General features: G+C 46.4%; 12 protein-coding genes. 7 read left to right on the top strand and 5 right to left on the bottom strand.

Translation table 11 applies throughout. The annotated features are described in order from the left end of the window. Positions 1-231: 231 nt before the first annotated feature. The 7 genes from H6F77_RS06115 (at position 232) to mltA (ending at position 8,290) form a co-directional block, all read left to right on the top strand. The gene (locus tag H6F77_RS06115; protein ID WP_190486361.1) at positions 232-1,275 is read left to right on the top strand and encodes an aspartate-semialdehyde dehydrogenase; all 1,044 of its coding nucleotides are present in this window, start codon (positions 232-234) and stop codon (positions 1,273-1,275) included. Between the two features lie 102 nt (positions 1,276-1,377). Beyond that, on the top strand, positions 1,378-2,262 hold the full coding sequence (dapA, locus tag H6F77_RS06110) for a 4-hydroxy-tetrahydrodipicolinate synthase (protein ID WP_190486448.1): 885 nt from the start codon (positions 1,378-1,380) through the stop codon (positions 2,260-2,262). Between the two features lie 420 nt (positions 2,263-2,682). Further along, a complete protein-coding gene (locus H6F77_RS06105) occupies positions 2,683-4,455 on the top strand; it encodes a ribonuclease J (protein ID WP_190486353.1) in 1,773 nt (590 codons plus the stop codon). 448 nt (positions 4,456-4,903) lie between these two features. Further along, positions 4,904-5,281 carry a Mo-dependent nitrogenase C-terminal domain-containing protein gene (locus H6F77_RS06100; protein ID WP_190486351.1) on the top strand — a complete coding sequence of 126 codons (378 nt, stop codon included), beginning with the start codon at positions 4,904-4,906 and terminating at the stop codon, positions 5,279-5,281. 68 nt (positions 5,282-5,349) lie between these two features. After that, a complete protein-coding gene (locus H6F77_RS06095; protein WP_190486349.1) occupies positions 5,350-6,120 on the top strand; it encodes a hypothetical protein in 771 nt (256 codons plus the stop codon). Positions 6,121-6,369: 249 nt separating this feature from the next. Next, positions 6,370-6,630 (top strand): hypothetical protein, encoded by a 261-nt coding sequence (locus tag H6F77_RS06090; protein WP_190486347.1) that lies wholly within the window; start codon positions 6,370-6,372, stop codon positions 6,628-6,630. Positions 6,631-7,105: 475 nt separating this feature from the next. Next, positions 7,106-8,290: a murein transglycosylase A gene (gene mltA, locus H6F77_RS06085; RefSeq protein ID WP_190486346.1), complete on the top strand. Its 1,185-nt coding sequence runs from the start codon at positions 7,106-7,108 to the stop codon at positions 8,288-8,290. An 80-nt stretch (positions 8,291-8,370) separates the two neighbouring features. Here mltA and H6F77_RS06080 read toward each other — a convergent pair whose 3' ends face one another. The 5 genes from H6F77_RS06080 to H6F77_RS06060 all read right to left on the bottom strand — a co-directional run bounded on the left by H6F77_RS06080 (position 8,371) and on the right by H6F77_RS06060 (position 14,508). Beyond that, positions 8,371-9,240: a DUF5895 domain-containing protein gene (locus H6F77_RS06080; protein WP_190486343.1), complete on the bottom strand. Its 870-nt coding sequence runs from the start codon at positions 9,238-9,240 to the stop codon at positions 8,371-8,373. Between the two features lie 638 nt (positions 9,241-9,878). Next, the gene (locus tag H6F77_RS06075) at positions 9,879-10,256 is read right to left on the bottom strand and encodes a response regulator (protein WP_199321199.1); all 378 of its coding nucleotides are present in this window, start codon (positions 10,254-10,256) and stop codon (positions 9,879-9,881) included. Between the two features lie 494 nt (positions 10,257-10,750). Next, the gene (gene rfbB, locus H6F77_RS06070) at positions 10,751-11,812 is read right to left on the bottom strand and encodes a dTDP-glucose 4,6-dehydratase (RefSeq protein WP_190486341.1); all 1,062 of its coding nucleotides are present in this window, start codon (positions 11,810-11,812) and stop codon (positions 10,751-10,753) included. A 24-nt stretch (positions 11,813-11,836) separates the two neighbouring features. Beyond that, on the bottom strand, positions 11,837-12,865 hold the full coding sequence (gene rfaE1 / locus H6F77_RS06065; protein ID WP_190486339.1) for a D-glycero-beta-D-manno-heptose-7-phosphate kinase: 1,029 nt from the start codon (positions 12,863-12,865) through the stop codon (positions 11,837-11,839). 116 nt (positions 12,866-12,981) lie between these two features. Beyond that, on the bottom strand, positions 12,982-14,508 hold the full coding sequence (locus tag H6F77_RS06060) for an energy transducer TonB (protein WP_190486337.1): 1,527 nt from the start codon (positions 14,506-14,508) through the stop codon (positions 12,982-12,984). Positions 14,509-14,560 lie beyond the last annotated feature (52 nt).

Genomic DNA, 14,560 nt, shown 5'->3' with positions numbered 1-14,560 from the left:
GCATCAACCTTAGTTGGCTGTTTTTATGCCTCCCTGCACCAGAGCATGATTCTGCCAGCCATGTATAATAAGTTTTCAAAGATATTGTTATAGAAAACCCAAAAATACAAAATTTATTGCAAGAACCAGAAAATTTAGCAAAAAGCTAGTTAAAGGCCAGTAAGCGCCAAATATTGGTAAATTTTATGATAAGAACGAGAAATTATCCTATATCAACTGGAGGGAGCCTAATTGTCTGATTCATATCGCGTAGCTATCTTGGGGGCGACAGGTGCGGTAGGCACGGAGTTGCTGGAACTGCTCGAAAGTCGCCAATTCCCCTTGGCGGATTTGAAGCTACTAGCTTCACCCCGCTCGGCTGGCCGTAAAATGTCTTTTAGGGGAGAAGAACTGCCCGTTGAGCCAGTGAGCGATCGCTCCTTCGATAATATAGACTTGGTATTGGCCTCTGCTGGTGGCTCTACTTCAAAGCTGTGGGCACCAAAAGCTGTAGAAGCTGGAGCAGTGGTAATTGATAACTCCAGTGCCTTTCGGATGCAAGCCGACGTGCCTCTAGTTGTCCCCGAAGTCAACCCAGAAGCAGCCGCAACGCATCGTGGAATTATTGCCAACCCCAACTGTACGACAATTTTGATGGCAGTAGCCGTGTGGCCGCTGCATCAGGTACAGCCAGTTCAAAGAATTGTTGCAGCAACCTACCAATCTGCTAGCGGTGCTGGAGCAAGGGCAATGGAAGAAGTGAAGGTGCAGTCCATGGCTATTTTGCAAGGCGAAACACCAAAACCAGAGGTTTTTCCCTACCCGTTGGCGTTTAATTTGTTCCCCCACAACTCCCCCATGACTGAACTGGGGTATTGTGAAGAAGAAATGAAAATGGTTAAGGAGACGCGCAAAATCTTTGGAGCGCCTGAGTTGAGAATTACTGCTACCTGTATACGGGTTCCTGTACTCAGGGCACACTCAGAAGCCCTTAATATAGAGTTTAGCGAACCATTTCCTGTAGAGAAAGCGAGGGAAATATTAGCAAAGGCAGCCGGAGTTCAACTGGTGGAAGACTGGCAAGCGAATTATTTCCCCATGCCAATTGAAGCTAGTGGTCGCGATGAAGTTTTAGTGGGTAGAATTCGTCAAGATATTTCTAACCCAAATGGTTTGGAACTATGGTTGAGCGGAGACCAGATTCGTAAGGGTGCTGCTTTGAATGCAGTACAAATTGCAGAATTGTTGGCGACAAAGAATTTGATGAAACGCTCTAAGCCAGTACTTGCTAGTTGATTGTTCTAGTAGATTGTTGGCTCTTGACTGTAAACAGTGAACGGCGAACAAGGGACGAGGCACAATAAACGATGAACAATGAACGATGAAAGTGAGAAGAGTGTGGTAAATTTTGGGCGCGTGATCACCGCGATGGTGACGCCATTTAAGGAAGATGGCAGTGTAAATTACGCTGTGACAGAACAACTGGCGGCTCATTTGGCGGAGAGTGGCACGGATGCGATAGTAGTATGCGGCACAACTGGCGAATCTCCGACACTAACCTGGGAAGAAGAGTACGAATTATTTCAGGTAGTGCAAAAAGCTGTAGCAGGGAAAGCAAAGGTAATTGCCGGAACTGGTTCAAATTCGACCAACGAAGCGATCGCAGCAACCGAAAAAGCCGCTAAACTAGGGTTAGATGGATCTTTACAAGTAGTTCCCTACTACAACAAACCACCGCAGTCGGGGCTTTATAGCCACTTCCTGGCGATCGCCAAAGCAGTACCCGACCTGCCCCTGATGCTATACAACATACCAGGCCGCACAGGTCAAAACCTCCAGCCAGAAACGGTGGCCCGCCTTGCGGAAATACCGAACGTTGTAGCGATTAAAGAAGCCACAGGCAACCTCGATCAGGCAAGTCAAATACGATGCCTGACGCCGCCAGAATTTAAAATCTACTCTGGAGATGATTCCCTGACTCTACCATTATTGGCTATTGGGGGTGCAGGAGTCGTTAGCGTGGCTAGTCATCTTGTAGGCACTCAGATGCAACAGATGATCCAAGCGTTTGAAACTGGTCAAACCGGGGTAGCAGCCCAGATTCACCAAAAACTCTTCCCACTATTTAAAGCTTTGTTTTGTACCACCAACCCGATTCCGGTCAAAGCAGCTCTAAAACTGCAAGGCTGGGATGTTGGCGGGTGTCGTCCACCAATGTGCGACATCCCAGAGGACTTAATAAAAACCTTAGAGAGCGTACTCAAAGATCTTTCTTTGATTTGAGGAATAAGTTTTTGCATACACAAGAAGCGAGAAGATAGTTAGGGGTAAGGGAGTTAGACATTAAACAATCCGCTTATCTATAACCTTTAAGAGTTATGAGTTAAAACCTTTAACCCAATTGATTGCAACTTGTATTAATTCAATACGCGAGCTAATCTGCGTCTCTACACTCGATAAATCCGCGTCTGTACAAAACTCGTTAAGCACCTACCTATCCAAAAAGCTTGTTGACGCCTTGTTGCTGTCCAAGAAGCGATCGCACCAAATTGAAAGCTCGGCGCATTTCTCAAAAATAAGCAACGCCAGGATAACTGTCGGTTGATCGAGGACAGCAAATAAAAAGTTTAACGTGGTGTCTAATGACTGGACAACCTTGTTTTGATTACAAACAACACACTTTCAACAGATAAAAGGACTCAAATGACTAAAAACGGAACTGCACCCTCATTAAAAATTATTCCCCTCGGCGGACTGCACGAAATCGGCAAGAATACTTGCGTATTCGAGATGAATGATGAAATCGTGCTATTAGATGCAGGTTTAGCATTCCCCTCAGACGGAATGCACGGCGTCAATATAGTTCTGCCGGACGTAACGTATCTGCGAGAAAATAGCCACAAAATCAAGGGCATGATCGTCACCCACGGTCACGAAGACCACATTGGCGGAATTGCTTATCACCTCAAACAGTTTGATATCCCAGTCATTTATGGCCCCCGTTTGGCTATGGCTTTACTGGAAGGCAAACTAGAAGAAGCTGGCGTTAGAAACCGCACAGAGCTGAGAACTGTGCGACCCCGCGATATCGTCCGCATTGGCTCCACGTTTTTTGCAGAATTTATTCGCAACACCCACTCTATCTCCGATAGCTTCACCGTAGCTATCCATACCCCAATCGGTGTCGTTATCCATACGGGTGACTTTAAGATCGACCACACCCCAGTAGATGGTGAAGTTTTTGATTTGCAAAGGTTGGCCGAGCATGGCGAAAAGGGCGTTCTATGCCTGATTAGCGACTCCACAAACTCGGAAGTACCTGGATTTACTCCCTCAGAGCGTTCGGTATATCCAAATCTCGATCGCATCATTTCCCAGGCACAGGGGCGCGTGCTGCTGACAACTTTCGCCTCCTCAGTTCACAGGGTCAATATGGTTCTGGAACTGGCGCAAAAGCATAATCGGAAAGTGAGTGTGGTGGGTCGCTCGATGTTGAACGTGATTGCTCACGCACGCAACTTGGGTTATATCAAGTGCCGAGACGATTTGTTCTTGCCTATGCAGGCGATTCGCCAGTTACCTGACGAACAGGTTTTGATTCTAACCACAGGTTCTCAGGGTGAACCTATGGCGGCGCTAACTCACATTGCCAACGGCGAACACAGGCAAATACAAATCCGCAAGGGCGATACTGTAGTGTTCTCGGCTAACCCGATTCCCGGCAATACTATCGCTGTAGTTAATACCATCGATAAGCTGATGATGCTGGGAGCAAATGTGGTTTACGGACGTGAAAAGGCAATCCACGTTTCCGGTCACGCCTGCCAAGAAGACCAAAAGCTGATGATTGCTTTAACTCGCCCGAAGTTCTTCTTGCCAGTTCACGGCGAACATCGGATGCTAGTCCAGCACTCCAAGACTGCCCAGAGCATGGGCATCCCTGCTGAAAATATGGTGATTATTGATAATGGGGATGTCGTGGAAGTCTCTGAGGAGGCGATTCGTGTCAGTGGGAAAGTTCCTTCGGGGATCGCTCTGGTCGATAATGCTGGTGTGCTGCATGACAATGTGTTGAAGGAACGGCAGCAGTTAGCTGAAGATGGTGTGGTGACGGTGGCGGCAGCAGTGACCAGCGATGGTAAGCTGATGGCGAATCCAGAAGTACATCTGCGCGGGGTTGTAACAACGGTAGAACGCAGTCTCCTCCAGTCATTAGTTCAAAAGACGATTGAAAATCTGCTTACAGAACGCTGGTCGGAGTTTGCCCGTACCTTTGAAACCTCGGAGATAGATATTGACTGGGCTGGCTTGCAGGTGCAACTTGAACGCGATTTGCAGCGCCTAATCCGTCGCGAACTACAAGGTCGTCCGCTATTAGTTTTCTTGCTGCAAACTCCTTCAGAGGAATCAGCAGCGGTTAAATCATCGGCTGTAGGCGGACGGCGCCGCCGCCCATCTGCCAAGGTGGCTTCTTAAGTGAGAAAGTAGGGCTGGCATCGCTAGCCCTGTTGACTTCCAAACTGAAGGACAGACAATGGACGAAAGGCGATAGGCGAGGGGGTTTCCCTTGCCTATCGCCTTTTTGCATCTGCGTGGAATCACGCAAATTACTACAAAGGCTCACAAAAGTTCAGTGATACTGCTCACGCATGAAGCTTTGTATCTTGGGCAGGATATAAGAGTAAGGATTAACTGCATGGGAGCGATGTAGCTTTTACATCAGGTGCAACCCAGCACCGCACTAGCCCAATAAAGTTATTAAAGTAGGACAGATAAACGCAGCTTGATTCCGGAACCAATATTGGGTGTTTGCCCCTCATCATCCTGGTAAAATCCCACAGATAGTTCCGGTAAAAACAGAAAGAGACTTGTAGGAACAGTGTAGTCAGTCTGGTTGGAATTTGGAAAGCACAGAAGAGGACTTATGAATGTATCTCAATATACAACACGGAATATAAACTTGGCAAGTTGGGTATGGATGCCCCAAGAAGAGACACCCAACAACGCATCAACCAAGTTCAGCCCAACTGCTGTGAAGAAAAAGTTTGATTTGTTGCAACCGTTACGCCAGTGGATGGATGGGCTACAAGTTCGCGATCGCGACCTAGCTCACCAGCTGTGCAAAATGATTCCCTCCCAGTGCCCCTTTGAGCGCGACGTTAAATTATTTGGTCGCACCCTGTTTCACATCCCCCCAATGTGCAAGCTGAATCCGCTCTACGAAGAAGTAGTTGGTCTGCGATTCCGGGCACTCTGCTATCTGGCAGATGAATGTGGTGAAGACATCACAGCATACTGCTAAGATTAATATCCCAGTCAGGCGTCTGCTGCAAGCAGGTCTTGGGGATAACGTTGATATAGAAGGATGTCATGGCAATCATTGCTCTGAGAGCTTGGTATCTCCAAGAGTATGAGCCAATTGAAGAATTGGAGAAACGCGCTCACGATATCAGACTGAGTAAAAATAGCTTGCTCAAGTCAGGTTTACGAGCAGACTTTTTAGAAGACAGCCAGGAAGTGAAAAGCTCGGTTTGGTTTAAGCGCTACCTGGAAGGAGAAACCGTCGAGTTTTACATTGAAGGCAGTGGCAGCTACACAATTTCCAACATTGACTTGATCAGCCACGAGATTTACTTTACAAAGCAAGATGCGATGGCTGGCTTAGAGCCAACGCTGTTTTTCTGCCCTCAAAGGGAGTATGCTGCATCGAGTGAAGCCTTGCGCGAAGCCCTCACTCAAACATTAGATACCCTGAATGAGCGATCGCGGGTAGCCCTAAATTTGGTAGAAGCCCAACGCCCCGCCGACGCCCCAATCCGGCTTAACAGCACAGCGATCAGAAGAATTCGTAAGAGTCTGCTGTTTATTGCCGATGGTACGCCTATTACTAGCATTTCTGGGGAGAAAACGCCGAAACTAATTCCCAGCCCCAATGTATGTGTAGAAATGGGTTACGCGCTCCAGAGTAAGAAGACTGAACAAATTTTGCTCGTACAGATGGAGCGAACAGACTTATCAGGGCAGTTGACTTTTGACTTGCCCAACCATCAACAGTTATTCTTCAAAAATGCAGCGGAACTTGATAAAATGCTGCCTACGGTGATCGAAACGTTGCTACAGCGGTTTAATTTGTTTTCCTGATTTTGCTTTAGTCCGCTCTCATCTACTTATGGTGATAATTTAACCTGATAAATGGAATCAATTTTTGAGGATGCATTCTCAATCCTCATTGTCTATAATCGCTCTGGGGTTTCATGATTCCCAAAACCAGAGTTTTCCATGCACTTGTGCAAGAAAAGGGTAAGGAGAGAATTTTGCTGGAAATGTAGCGTGATTTTCGACAACCGTTACCCCATAATAATCAGGATGGATTAAGGATTATTCGACCCTATGCCCAGGACTCCCGATGAATATGCGGTACACCTGATGATCGAAGGTGGCCACCGGGAAATAGTGCGTTTTGCGACTATTCAAGAGTTTCAGAAGTGGTACAGCGGTGAACTGATGCCCAAGGCTCAGTCTCCTGACTTTATCAGCGTGCCGATAAAAAATGTCCCAGGCGAGTACATGGTTGTGCGTCCCGTCAGCATTAGAGCCATCCGCGTGGAACCTGTATTCGGCTCCAGCGTAGATAGATACGCAGACGAATAGCAATAGCTTTGTGCTGGGCAGCATATTCCCAATAATCGAGATAGAGGCAAAAATTTGTCAGCGTTTGTTGTGTCTCTTTTTGCAATATCTCTGCTTGTAAAACCTAGTAGGGCAAAATTAAAAGCGAAAAGGAGGCAATCTAAACAAACCGACCACTGACAATACTGCTAGCAAAGGTTCTAGAGTTAGGAGCTGTTATCAAAAACTCCGGATGAGTATGTCGTACACCTGTTGATGGAAGGTGGATGCAGGCAATAACTGCGTTTTACAACCATTCAAGAGTTTTACAAGTAGTACAGCGTGGACTGATGTACAAGTACGCGCTGTACTACTTGATAAGTGTGACGATTAAAAATCTTCTAGGCGAGTAGATGGTTGTATGCTCGGTCAGTATTATATGCACCAGCGTGGAACCTGTATTCGCTTCTTGTGTCGATAGGGATTAACTAGAGCTATTAATTTCGTTTTGGGAGTTATGAGAAAAACAATTTCGCTGCTGTCGGTCAGTTTGGGTTTGGCGCTGGGAATTTCCAGTTGGCAAAGCCTTGCCAGCACTCCACTGAATCGTGATAATCAGGCCAAGCAGAAAATGGCCTATTCTCAGGAAGAAGTGCTGGGACTCGATGAGCAGCTTTGGGGTGATGTCAGTAAAGCGGGGGATCGTCAAGCGCTGTTGCAGTCTATTGATAATAGTCTGCGTTATTTACAGACCAACGATGCAGCGAAAGCTTATCGGCAGTATCAGGTAACTGGGATTACACGCGATCGCGTGGTACGTTCTCTCACGCGCTTTCGGCAGCTAGTGGTTAATTCTAAGTCAGCGGAGGAACTACAAGCCGCTGTACGCCAAGAATTTATCTTTTACCAGTCTGTAGGTAAAGACGATAAGGGAACAGTCACCTTCACTGGCTACTACGAGCCAATTTATCAGGGAAGCCGCGTCCGGACGGCAGAGTATCGCTATCCTTTATATCGAAGACCTGCCAACCTCGCTTCTTGGAAAAAGCCACATCCCACACGCGCCCAGCTAGAAGGGGTGGATGGAATACCTGGAGAGAAGAGTCCGCTACGGGGATTGGAACTGGTTTGGCTGCGCGATCGCTTTGAAGCTTTCCTAGTGCAAATTCAAGGTTCTGCAAGGCTTACGCTTACTGATGGCACTGTAATGACGGTCGGGTTCGGAGGCCGAACCGATTACCCCTACACCAGTATTGGGCGAGAAATGGCCAAAGATGGCAAAATATCTGGGGCAGGTCTGACGCTACCAGGCATGATCAAGTTTTTCAAGGAAAATCCAACCGAGTTGAGTACCTACCTACCGCGAAACCAAGGCTTTATCTTTTTTAGGGAAACTAACGGTGCCCCAGCAATGGGTAGCATCAACGTGCCAGTAACGCCGGAACGGTCGATCGCTACAGATAAATCCCTGATGCCCCCCGGCGCATTAGCTTTGGTGCATACGCGACTTCCCTACGCTACAGATCAAGGCCAGATACAGCAGCGTTTGGTGAGCAGATATGTGCTAGACCAAGATGCAGGCAGCGCCATCAAAGGGCCAGGTAGAGTGGATTATTTCATGGGTGTTGGCAAAGTGGCGGGCGATCGCGCTGGCGTTACAGGCGGAGCCGGACAACTCTATTATTTGCTACTAAAACAGTAATCTCTTTTCAAAATAAAAAGTAAAAGGGCAAAAGAAAAACTTCTTGCTTTTGCCCTTTTACTTTTCATTTTTGCCTTGTTTTAATAAGGAGGTTCGCCATATTCAAATTCATCAGGGTAGTCGTAAGAACTAGAAACGCCAGCCAATTCCATCTTAGGCATTTCTGGTTTTACTGGTTCCTTACCAAAGTCCTTGTATTCCTCAAAAATCTTGGATATGGTAGCAGACTCTAACGAATCGGAAGCTATCATAAATTTTGTCAAATTATCAGCTGTCGGATGCCCGTAGTCGATCGTGGTAGATACCAGAGCTGTATTTAATCCAGTGCCCCTTTCCTCGACTTCAATAATAGGACAAAAGATACCGTGAGCGTGGAATAGAGGGCCTTTTGGTGCCAGGGGTTGCTGGCGATATTGGGCATAAGCTTTCTCTAGTTCAGCTATAAATCCACCAGCTACGCCGTTGGTACGATTGGAGTAAGCTTTATTAAAACTAGCGCTTGCTGCACCGCTTAGCGAGATTTGCAGCGGCGATTCATGCAAAAATTTTCTGTTTTTACCCACTAAGAAAATTAGGTGACGGGTGAAGGTTTTAAACTTCAATTTGTCTGCTAAGAAAGCTTGTTCGTATTCTTTAAAAGTACCTAGTTTCTTGCCTGTTTCGCGGTCTTTAACAGATAATGGCCCGCGACGTACTATAACTAAACGCGGGGTGGGCGTGATAAAGAGCGTTTTGACTTCATTATCGCTAAACTCATGCTCCACCCGCTCCCAAGTGTCATCTGGAATGAAATTGACCGCATTGGCATTTTCTAGCGAAATCGCCAAACCGTGCGACTGCATCTCAGTTTGGCTAACGCGAGGATTGATCATCTGACACCAGGGGAGTACCTGAGATGGCGGTGCGCTGTATTTTTCGTCGTCGAAGTCGAAATTCGCAGATGCTTTCATGGTTATAATCTTTTATTTTCTCTGCTGATATTTACTGGTCTGGGAGAAGCGATAGTGAGCGACAGGGGCGATGAGTCACTATTAAACCGCGATTGTACCCCAGCTTACACGCGATCGCAGCGATCGCCTTCTCGATCCTTGATGTATTAGTACAAGTGTACTGTTAAGAGCGATGCTTGTCACCCCTAATCTCAGCTGGAATAACAAAAGATGTATAAAGTAAGTTTTAAGCCGATAATACTCGCAGCATGAGGTAAGCGATCGCATTATTACTTAACTAACAAAAGAATATTGCCCATATGTATTGTTCAAGGCGAGATAAAAGCCACTTCATGTTTCTTTCTGGTTGACCATTTCCAATTTCACATTGCCTACAATACCAGCGGAGGTTTCTAGCTTTTCAACCTAGCCTTTTAATATGGTTTTTATTTATTAGACTTTTACTTTAATATCGATATCCACCTTATAATATATAATCTTGTATTTTCCTATCAAATGCATTATACAATTTCAATAAATCTCGAACTTAGCTATAATACAACTCCTTCTGTGTTAGCTGCTATCACAACAGGAAATAGTAACTACTACAGAAAATTAACTTCTAATATTAATAGATACACTATCCTCTAACTCATAACTTAATTATATTCAGTTTCAATTGCCATTAATAGATCATTTAATTGAACTGATTTATTTAAATAAGCATTAGCGCCCAATTTTAATGCACAAGCTCTTTTTTCGGCGTCTGCTTCAGATGTGAGAAACAGGAAAGGGGTCTTTGCTGTATCCGGATTGCTGCGTAATTCTTTTAAAACTTCATATCCATTGATACCAGGCATATTAACATCACAAATTATCAGATCTGGGTGATGTTCTGTAGCAAGTTTTAAGCCGATTAAACCATCTTCAGCATCGATAACCTGAAAATCGAATAAGGTGAGAAAATCGCTAAGCGTTGAGCGAAAAGCCTCGTCATCTTCAATTATTAAAATTTTTTTCATGGTGGGTTTTCCCATAATTTAGAGTTAGTTTATTAATTTAGAGAACCAAACTCGTCAGTCTCAAGAATGAATTTGGGTTAAATTTTATTGTTGCCAGCGTTACAAAATTTAAATAAACTTTGCCCTATATGCACATATATTATTTACAAAGAATAAGCGATCGCTCTACCACTTGCTAATTGCATTTATGGTAACAATAATATAATTTGCTGAGGAGTAAAAGGGCGATCGCTCAATACTAAACCAACTTTTTATTGTGGGAATTAGGCTGAAAAAAACCAGATTATCAAAAGTTTTTAATGGTTGACTATGTATTTTCGCTTGCGTCTGCTTTATGTAAGTTTTTGTAGCTAATTGCGTAATTGTCTAGACTTATTAAGCTTGTTGCCAGCAACAGCGCAGTTATAATTTTAAATTGTGGATTTATTTTATAGCAAATGTTAATCCCATTCCCAACCAGCCGTATTAAGAACGAGCAAAATCTAAAACCCCAGGATAGAACAGTCAGCCTAAGAAATATAAACCTGTCGGTAATAAGCTTGATACTCCTCTGACAGCAGCGATCGCCACCAATTTTGATGCGTAAGATACCATTCAACTGTCTGACGCAATCCCCGATCAATCGTCACTGACTGATTCCACCCCAGCTTATTTTTAATTTTACTAGCATCAATAGCATAGCGGCTATCGTGCCCTGGGCGATCCTTGACAAATGTAATTAATTTACTTGAAGGACGCACGGGCAAATCGGGCGCTAATTCATCCATTAAGTGACATAGCATATTAACTAAATCGAGATTTTTGACTTGATTATCACCACCAATATTATAAGTTTCACCCGGCTTACCTTGATGAATTACCATATCCAAGGCGCGACAATGATCGCCCACAAAAAGCCAATCGCGCACGTTTTGCCCATCTCCATAAACAGGCAAATCTTTACCCATTAAAATGTTGATGCACATCAGGGGGATTAGCTTTTCGGGAAACTGATAAGCGCCGTAATTGTTAGAGCAATTTGTGATAACTGTAGGTAAGCCGTAGGTGTGGTAATAAGCCCGAACTAAGTGATCGCTTCCAGCTTTTGAGGCAGAATAGGGACTATTAGGAGAATAAGGCGTTATTTCTGTGAAAGCTGGGGCGTTAGGAGAGAGACTGCCGTAAACTTCATCGGTGGAAACGTGGAGAAAGAGCAAATCGATTTTGGATTGCGAGTGCTGGCGGAAAGCTTCTAACAGCGTAAAAGTGCCAACAATATTAGTTTGAACAAACGCTGCTGGGCCTAAAATAGACCTGTCAACGTGGGATTCAGCGGCAAAATGAGCAATTGTGTCGATGTTTTCTTCTGTTAGCAGACTATCGACTAAAGCGCGATCGCATATATCCCCTTTCACAAAGCGAAAGTTTTCTCCACCCTCCAAACTTGCTAAATTGTCTCGATTACCAGCATAAGTAAGCGCATCCAAAACTACCACGCGATCGCCTGGGTAGCGATCGCACCAATAATGCACAAAATTTGAGCCAATAAACCCCGCGCCACCAGTCACCAACAACCGACGACACTCTCTCATCTTTCCCTTTCCTCTGCGTTTCGTTTATTCTCCCTCCAACAACGTCAACAAAGCCGCCTTCATCTCATCAGGGCTTGTCGTCGCCGTCCCAAATTGACGCACCACAATACTAGCAGCCAAATTGCCCAACACCGCCGCTTCCCAAAACGACGCCCCCGCACACAAAGCTAACGTCAGCGCCGCCACTACAGTATCTCCTGCACCAGTAACATCAAATACATCGGTACGGTTAAAAGCGGGAATATGCTGTTGCTCTCCAGCGCGGTCAAACAAACTCATTCCCTCATCACCCCGCGTAATCAAAATTTGCTCTGCCTGCGTCATCTCCAAGAGATCGCGCCCAGCTTTAGCAAGCGATTGAGGAGTAGCGATCGCATAACCCACCGCCTGCTCTGCTTCTGGCAAATTAGGAGTAAACAGCGTCGCCCCTCGGTATCTTTCTAGACCAACTTGGGCATCGACAATTACATGCGAGTGAGACAAGACAGCAGCGATCGCAGGGTTAGTAAACACCCCATCGCCATAATCCGAGCAAACAACGGCATCGACGGCATCAATCTGCGACCGAATATAACTGGCAAGCTGCAACTGCAACTCCAAGTCTGGCAACTCATCCGATTTACGGTCAACCCGCACAATCTGCTGAGTTACAGACTGCCGCGCATGACCAGAAATGCGGGTTTTAGTCACCGTTGGGCGGTCTGGATCTAGCAAAATACCGCCAGTATCAATACCAGCTTCTTCAAAAATGCGGCACAGCGCTTGCCCTTGGTCATCCTTACCCACAAACCCCGCGCACCGCACCTGCGCTCCCAGCTTCGCCAAGTTATAAACAGCATTAGCGCCACCCCCAGGCACTTGCCGGGTATTTTCGTGGCGAATAATCAAAACAGGAGCTTCCCTGGAAATCCGCTCCACCTGACCCGTGAGAAACTCATCCAGGGTTAAATCGCCAACCACCAGCACCCGTACCTGGGCGCATTTGTCCAAGATTTGGAATAATCGATCGGCTGAAGTTCGCAGCCGATCCGCAAATGTTGCATCTAAAGCCATAGAGGATGGTAACAACAGTCCAACGCTCTATTATCCTGCAAGCCGTTGTAATAGTCCGGAGTTCAGAGAAATAAGGATGAGTTCTAGAAGCGCGATCGCACTTCTGGAACCCATCCTTAACCCGCAGGTGGGGCTTCTGGAAGGCTCAACTGCGGACAAATTTCCTTCTTGTATTCAAACTTAACTTCGACCAGGTAGGGCTTTTTCTTACCAGTTTTGTCAAAGGTGTGTTTCTTAACAGCCGAGAGTGCTTCTGACTCAAAGATTTTGTAATCGGAAGCAATCATCATAGGCTCATCGATTACCTTCCCATTAGCATCCGCTATTGTAGAAACTTTAGCAGTACCATCCAGCTTCTTCAGGCAAGCGTCTCTCGGATAGCTACCAATAATGGTAATTGTCTCCCCTTTCCCGTTACGCGCTTTATCCAACAAATCGACAAAACTCTGCTGGGTTTCTTTGTCTTGTTCGTTAGCCACTTTTGCCAACGAAGCGCCGATATTTCGCTGCGTTTCATTGTAAATGGTGTTAGCATCCTTACGCTTTAAAGCTTCTCGTTGCTGCTCTATATCCGCCCTAAGTCTCGCCATCCGCTGATCGTCTAATGTCTGGAGGGCAATTTTTTCAGGCGAACGTTGTTGGGAAGTAGGCGTTTGGGTTGGGCTTGGCGTTGGTGTTGGCCTGTCGCTAGCTTTTGGTTCTGGTGTCGGCGTTTCGCTAGGAAGTGGCTGCGGTGTGGGCTTGTCGCTAGCTTTTGGTTCTGGTGTCGCCATCTCAGTAGGGTTTGGCGCTGGCGTAGGTTTGTCGCTAGCTTTTGGTTCTGGTGCCGCCGCCATCTCAGTGGGACTTGGCTCAATTGTAGGCGGCAAATCAGTGTCAGGCTCTACCCCTCCAGGGATTTTGCCATATCTTCTAAGCGGCTGGCGAGGATTGTTATCAACTTGTTCGTTGAGGCGATCGCTTTGCGCCTGTTGTTGGTCGAGAGGGGAAAACTGCCGTTCTTTAAAAATCGGCTTGTCATACACTCGCGTCTTGCTTTCCGCTGGGGGATTGCTAGAAGCAGCTACCCTTCTGCTGGGGCGAGGTTCCCTGGGGTTACTGTTATTAAATCCTTGTGGCTGGCGATCGCTTGTTGTCTTGGGTGGGCTAAAAGCAAACCTCCGTCCCTTAAAGACGCGATCGCCATACACTTGATACCTTGAAGAAGTCTCGGTTCTGCTTTCTTCCCTGACTCTATTAGGCGTTGTTTCCCTAACCGAGTCGTCAGCAGGCAGCCGTAAACTTATACGTGGCGATGATTCCGAGGTTCTTGTCGGTGGCACGGGCACCGTTGAGAGGCTAGAGTCAGGGGGCGGCGGCGGTGGCAACGGCGGCGACGGCAACTCCGACAACGGCTGGTTTTGGATTGCACTAGGCGGTAGCGGCTGCGTTGCTAGTTGCGGCAGGCGGCTCATCTCGGCTGGTGTTAACTCCACTACTTGCACCTGCCCTTTCTCATCCTGCTGTGCTGTTTTGGAGGAGGCGGATAAACTTGGCAGGGCGATCGCCACTAGCGCGTGGATGCCCAACGAGCCAACAGTTGCAACTAGAGTCGGCTGACGCAGAATGAAAGGCAGGTTCTTAATCAATAAGAGCTGAGACATAACAGGGACAGTAAACTCCAAAGGCTTCGTGGCAGGTTGGGAATCTGTTGGA

The organism is Microcoleus sp. FACHB-831 (assembly GCF_014695585.1).
Lineage (GTDB): Bacteria > Cyanobacteriota > Cyanobacteriia > Cyanobacteriales > FACHB-T130 > FACHB-831.
Note: the sequence above shows the minus strand (reverse complement) of the source record. Positions and strands in the feature narration are given on the sequence as shown.

Excerpts from the sequence above, each read along its gene's own strand:
- H6F77_RS06060 (WP_190486337.1), bottom strand. The coding sequence starts at position 14,508 with ATGTCTCAGCTCTTATTGATTAAGAACCTGCCTTTCATTCTGCGTCAG.
- rfaE1 (WP_190486339.1), bottom strand. The coding sequence starts at position 12,865 with ATGGCTTTAGATGCAACATTTGCGGATCGGCTGCGAACTTCAGCCGAT.
- H6F77_RS06100 (WP_190486351.1), top strand. The coding sequence starts at position 4,904 with ATGAATGTATCTCAATATACAACACGGAATATAAACTTGGCAAGTTGG.
- rfbB (WP_190486341.1), bottom strand. The coding sequence starts at position 11,812 with ATGAGAGAGTGTCGTCGGTTGTTGGTGACTGGTGGCGCGGGGTTTATT.
- H6F77_RS06105 (WP_190486353.1), top strand. The coding sequence starts at position 2,683 with ATGACTAAAAACGGAACTGCACCCTCATTAAAAATTATTCCCCTCGGC.
- H6F77_RS06075 (WP_199321199.1), bottom strand. The coding sequence starts at position 10,256 with ATGGGAAAACCCACCATGAAAAAAATTTTAATAATTGAAGATGACGAG.
- H6F77_RS06080 (WP_190486343.1), bottom strand. The coding sequence starts at position 9,240 with ATGAAAGCATCTGCGAATTTCGACTTCGACGACGAAAAATACAGCGCA.
- mltA (WP_190486346.1), top strand. The coding sequence starts at position 7,106 with ATGAGAAAAACAATTTCGCTGCTGTCGGTCAGTTTGGGTTTGGCGCTG.
- H6F77_RS06090 (WP_190486347.1), top strand. The coding sequence starts at position 6,370 with ATGCCCAGGACTCCCGATGAATATGCGGTACACCTGATGATCGAAGGT.
- H6F77_RS06095 (WP_190486349.1), top strand. The coding sequence starts at position 5,350 with ATGGCAATCATTGCTCTGAGAGCTTGGTATCTCCAAGAGTATGAGCCA.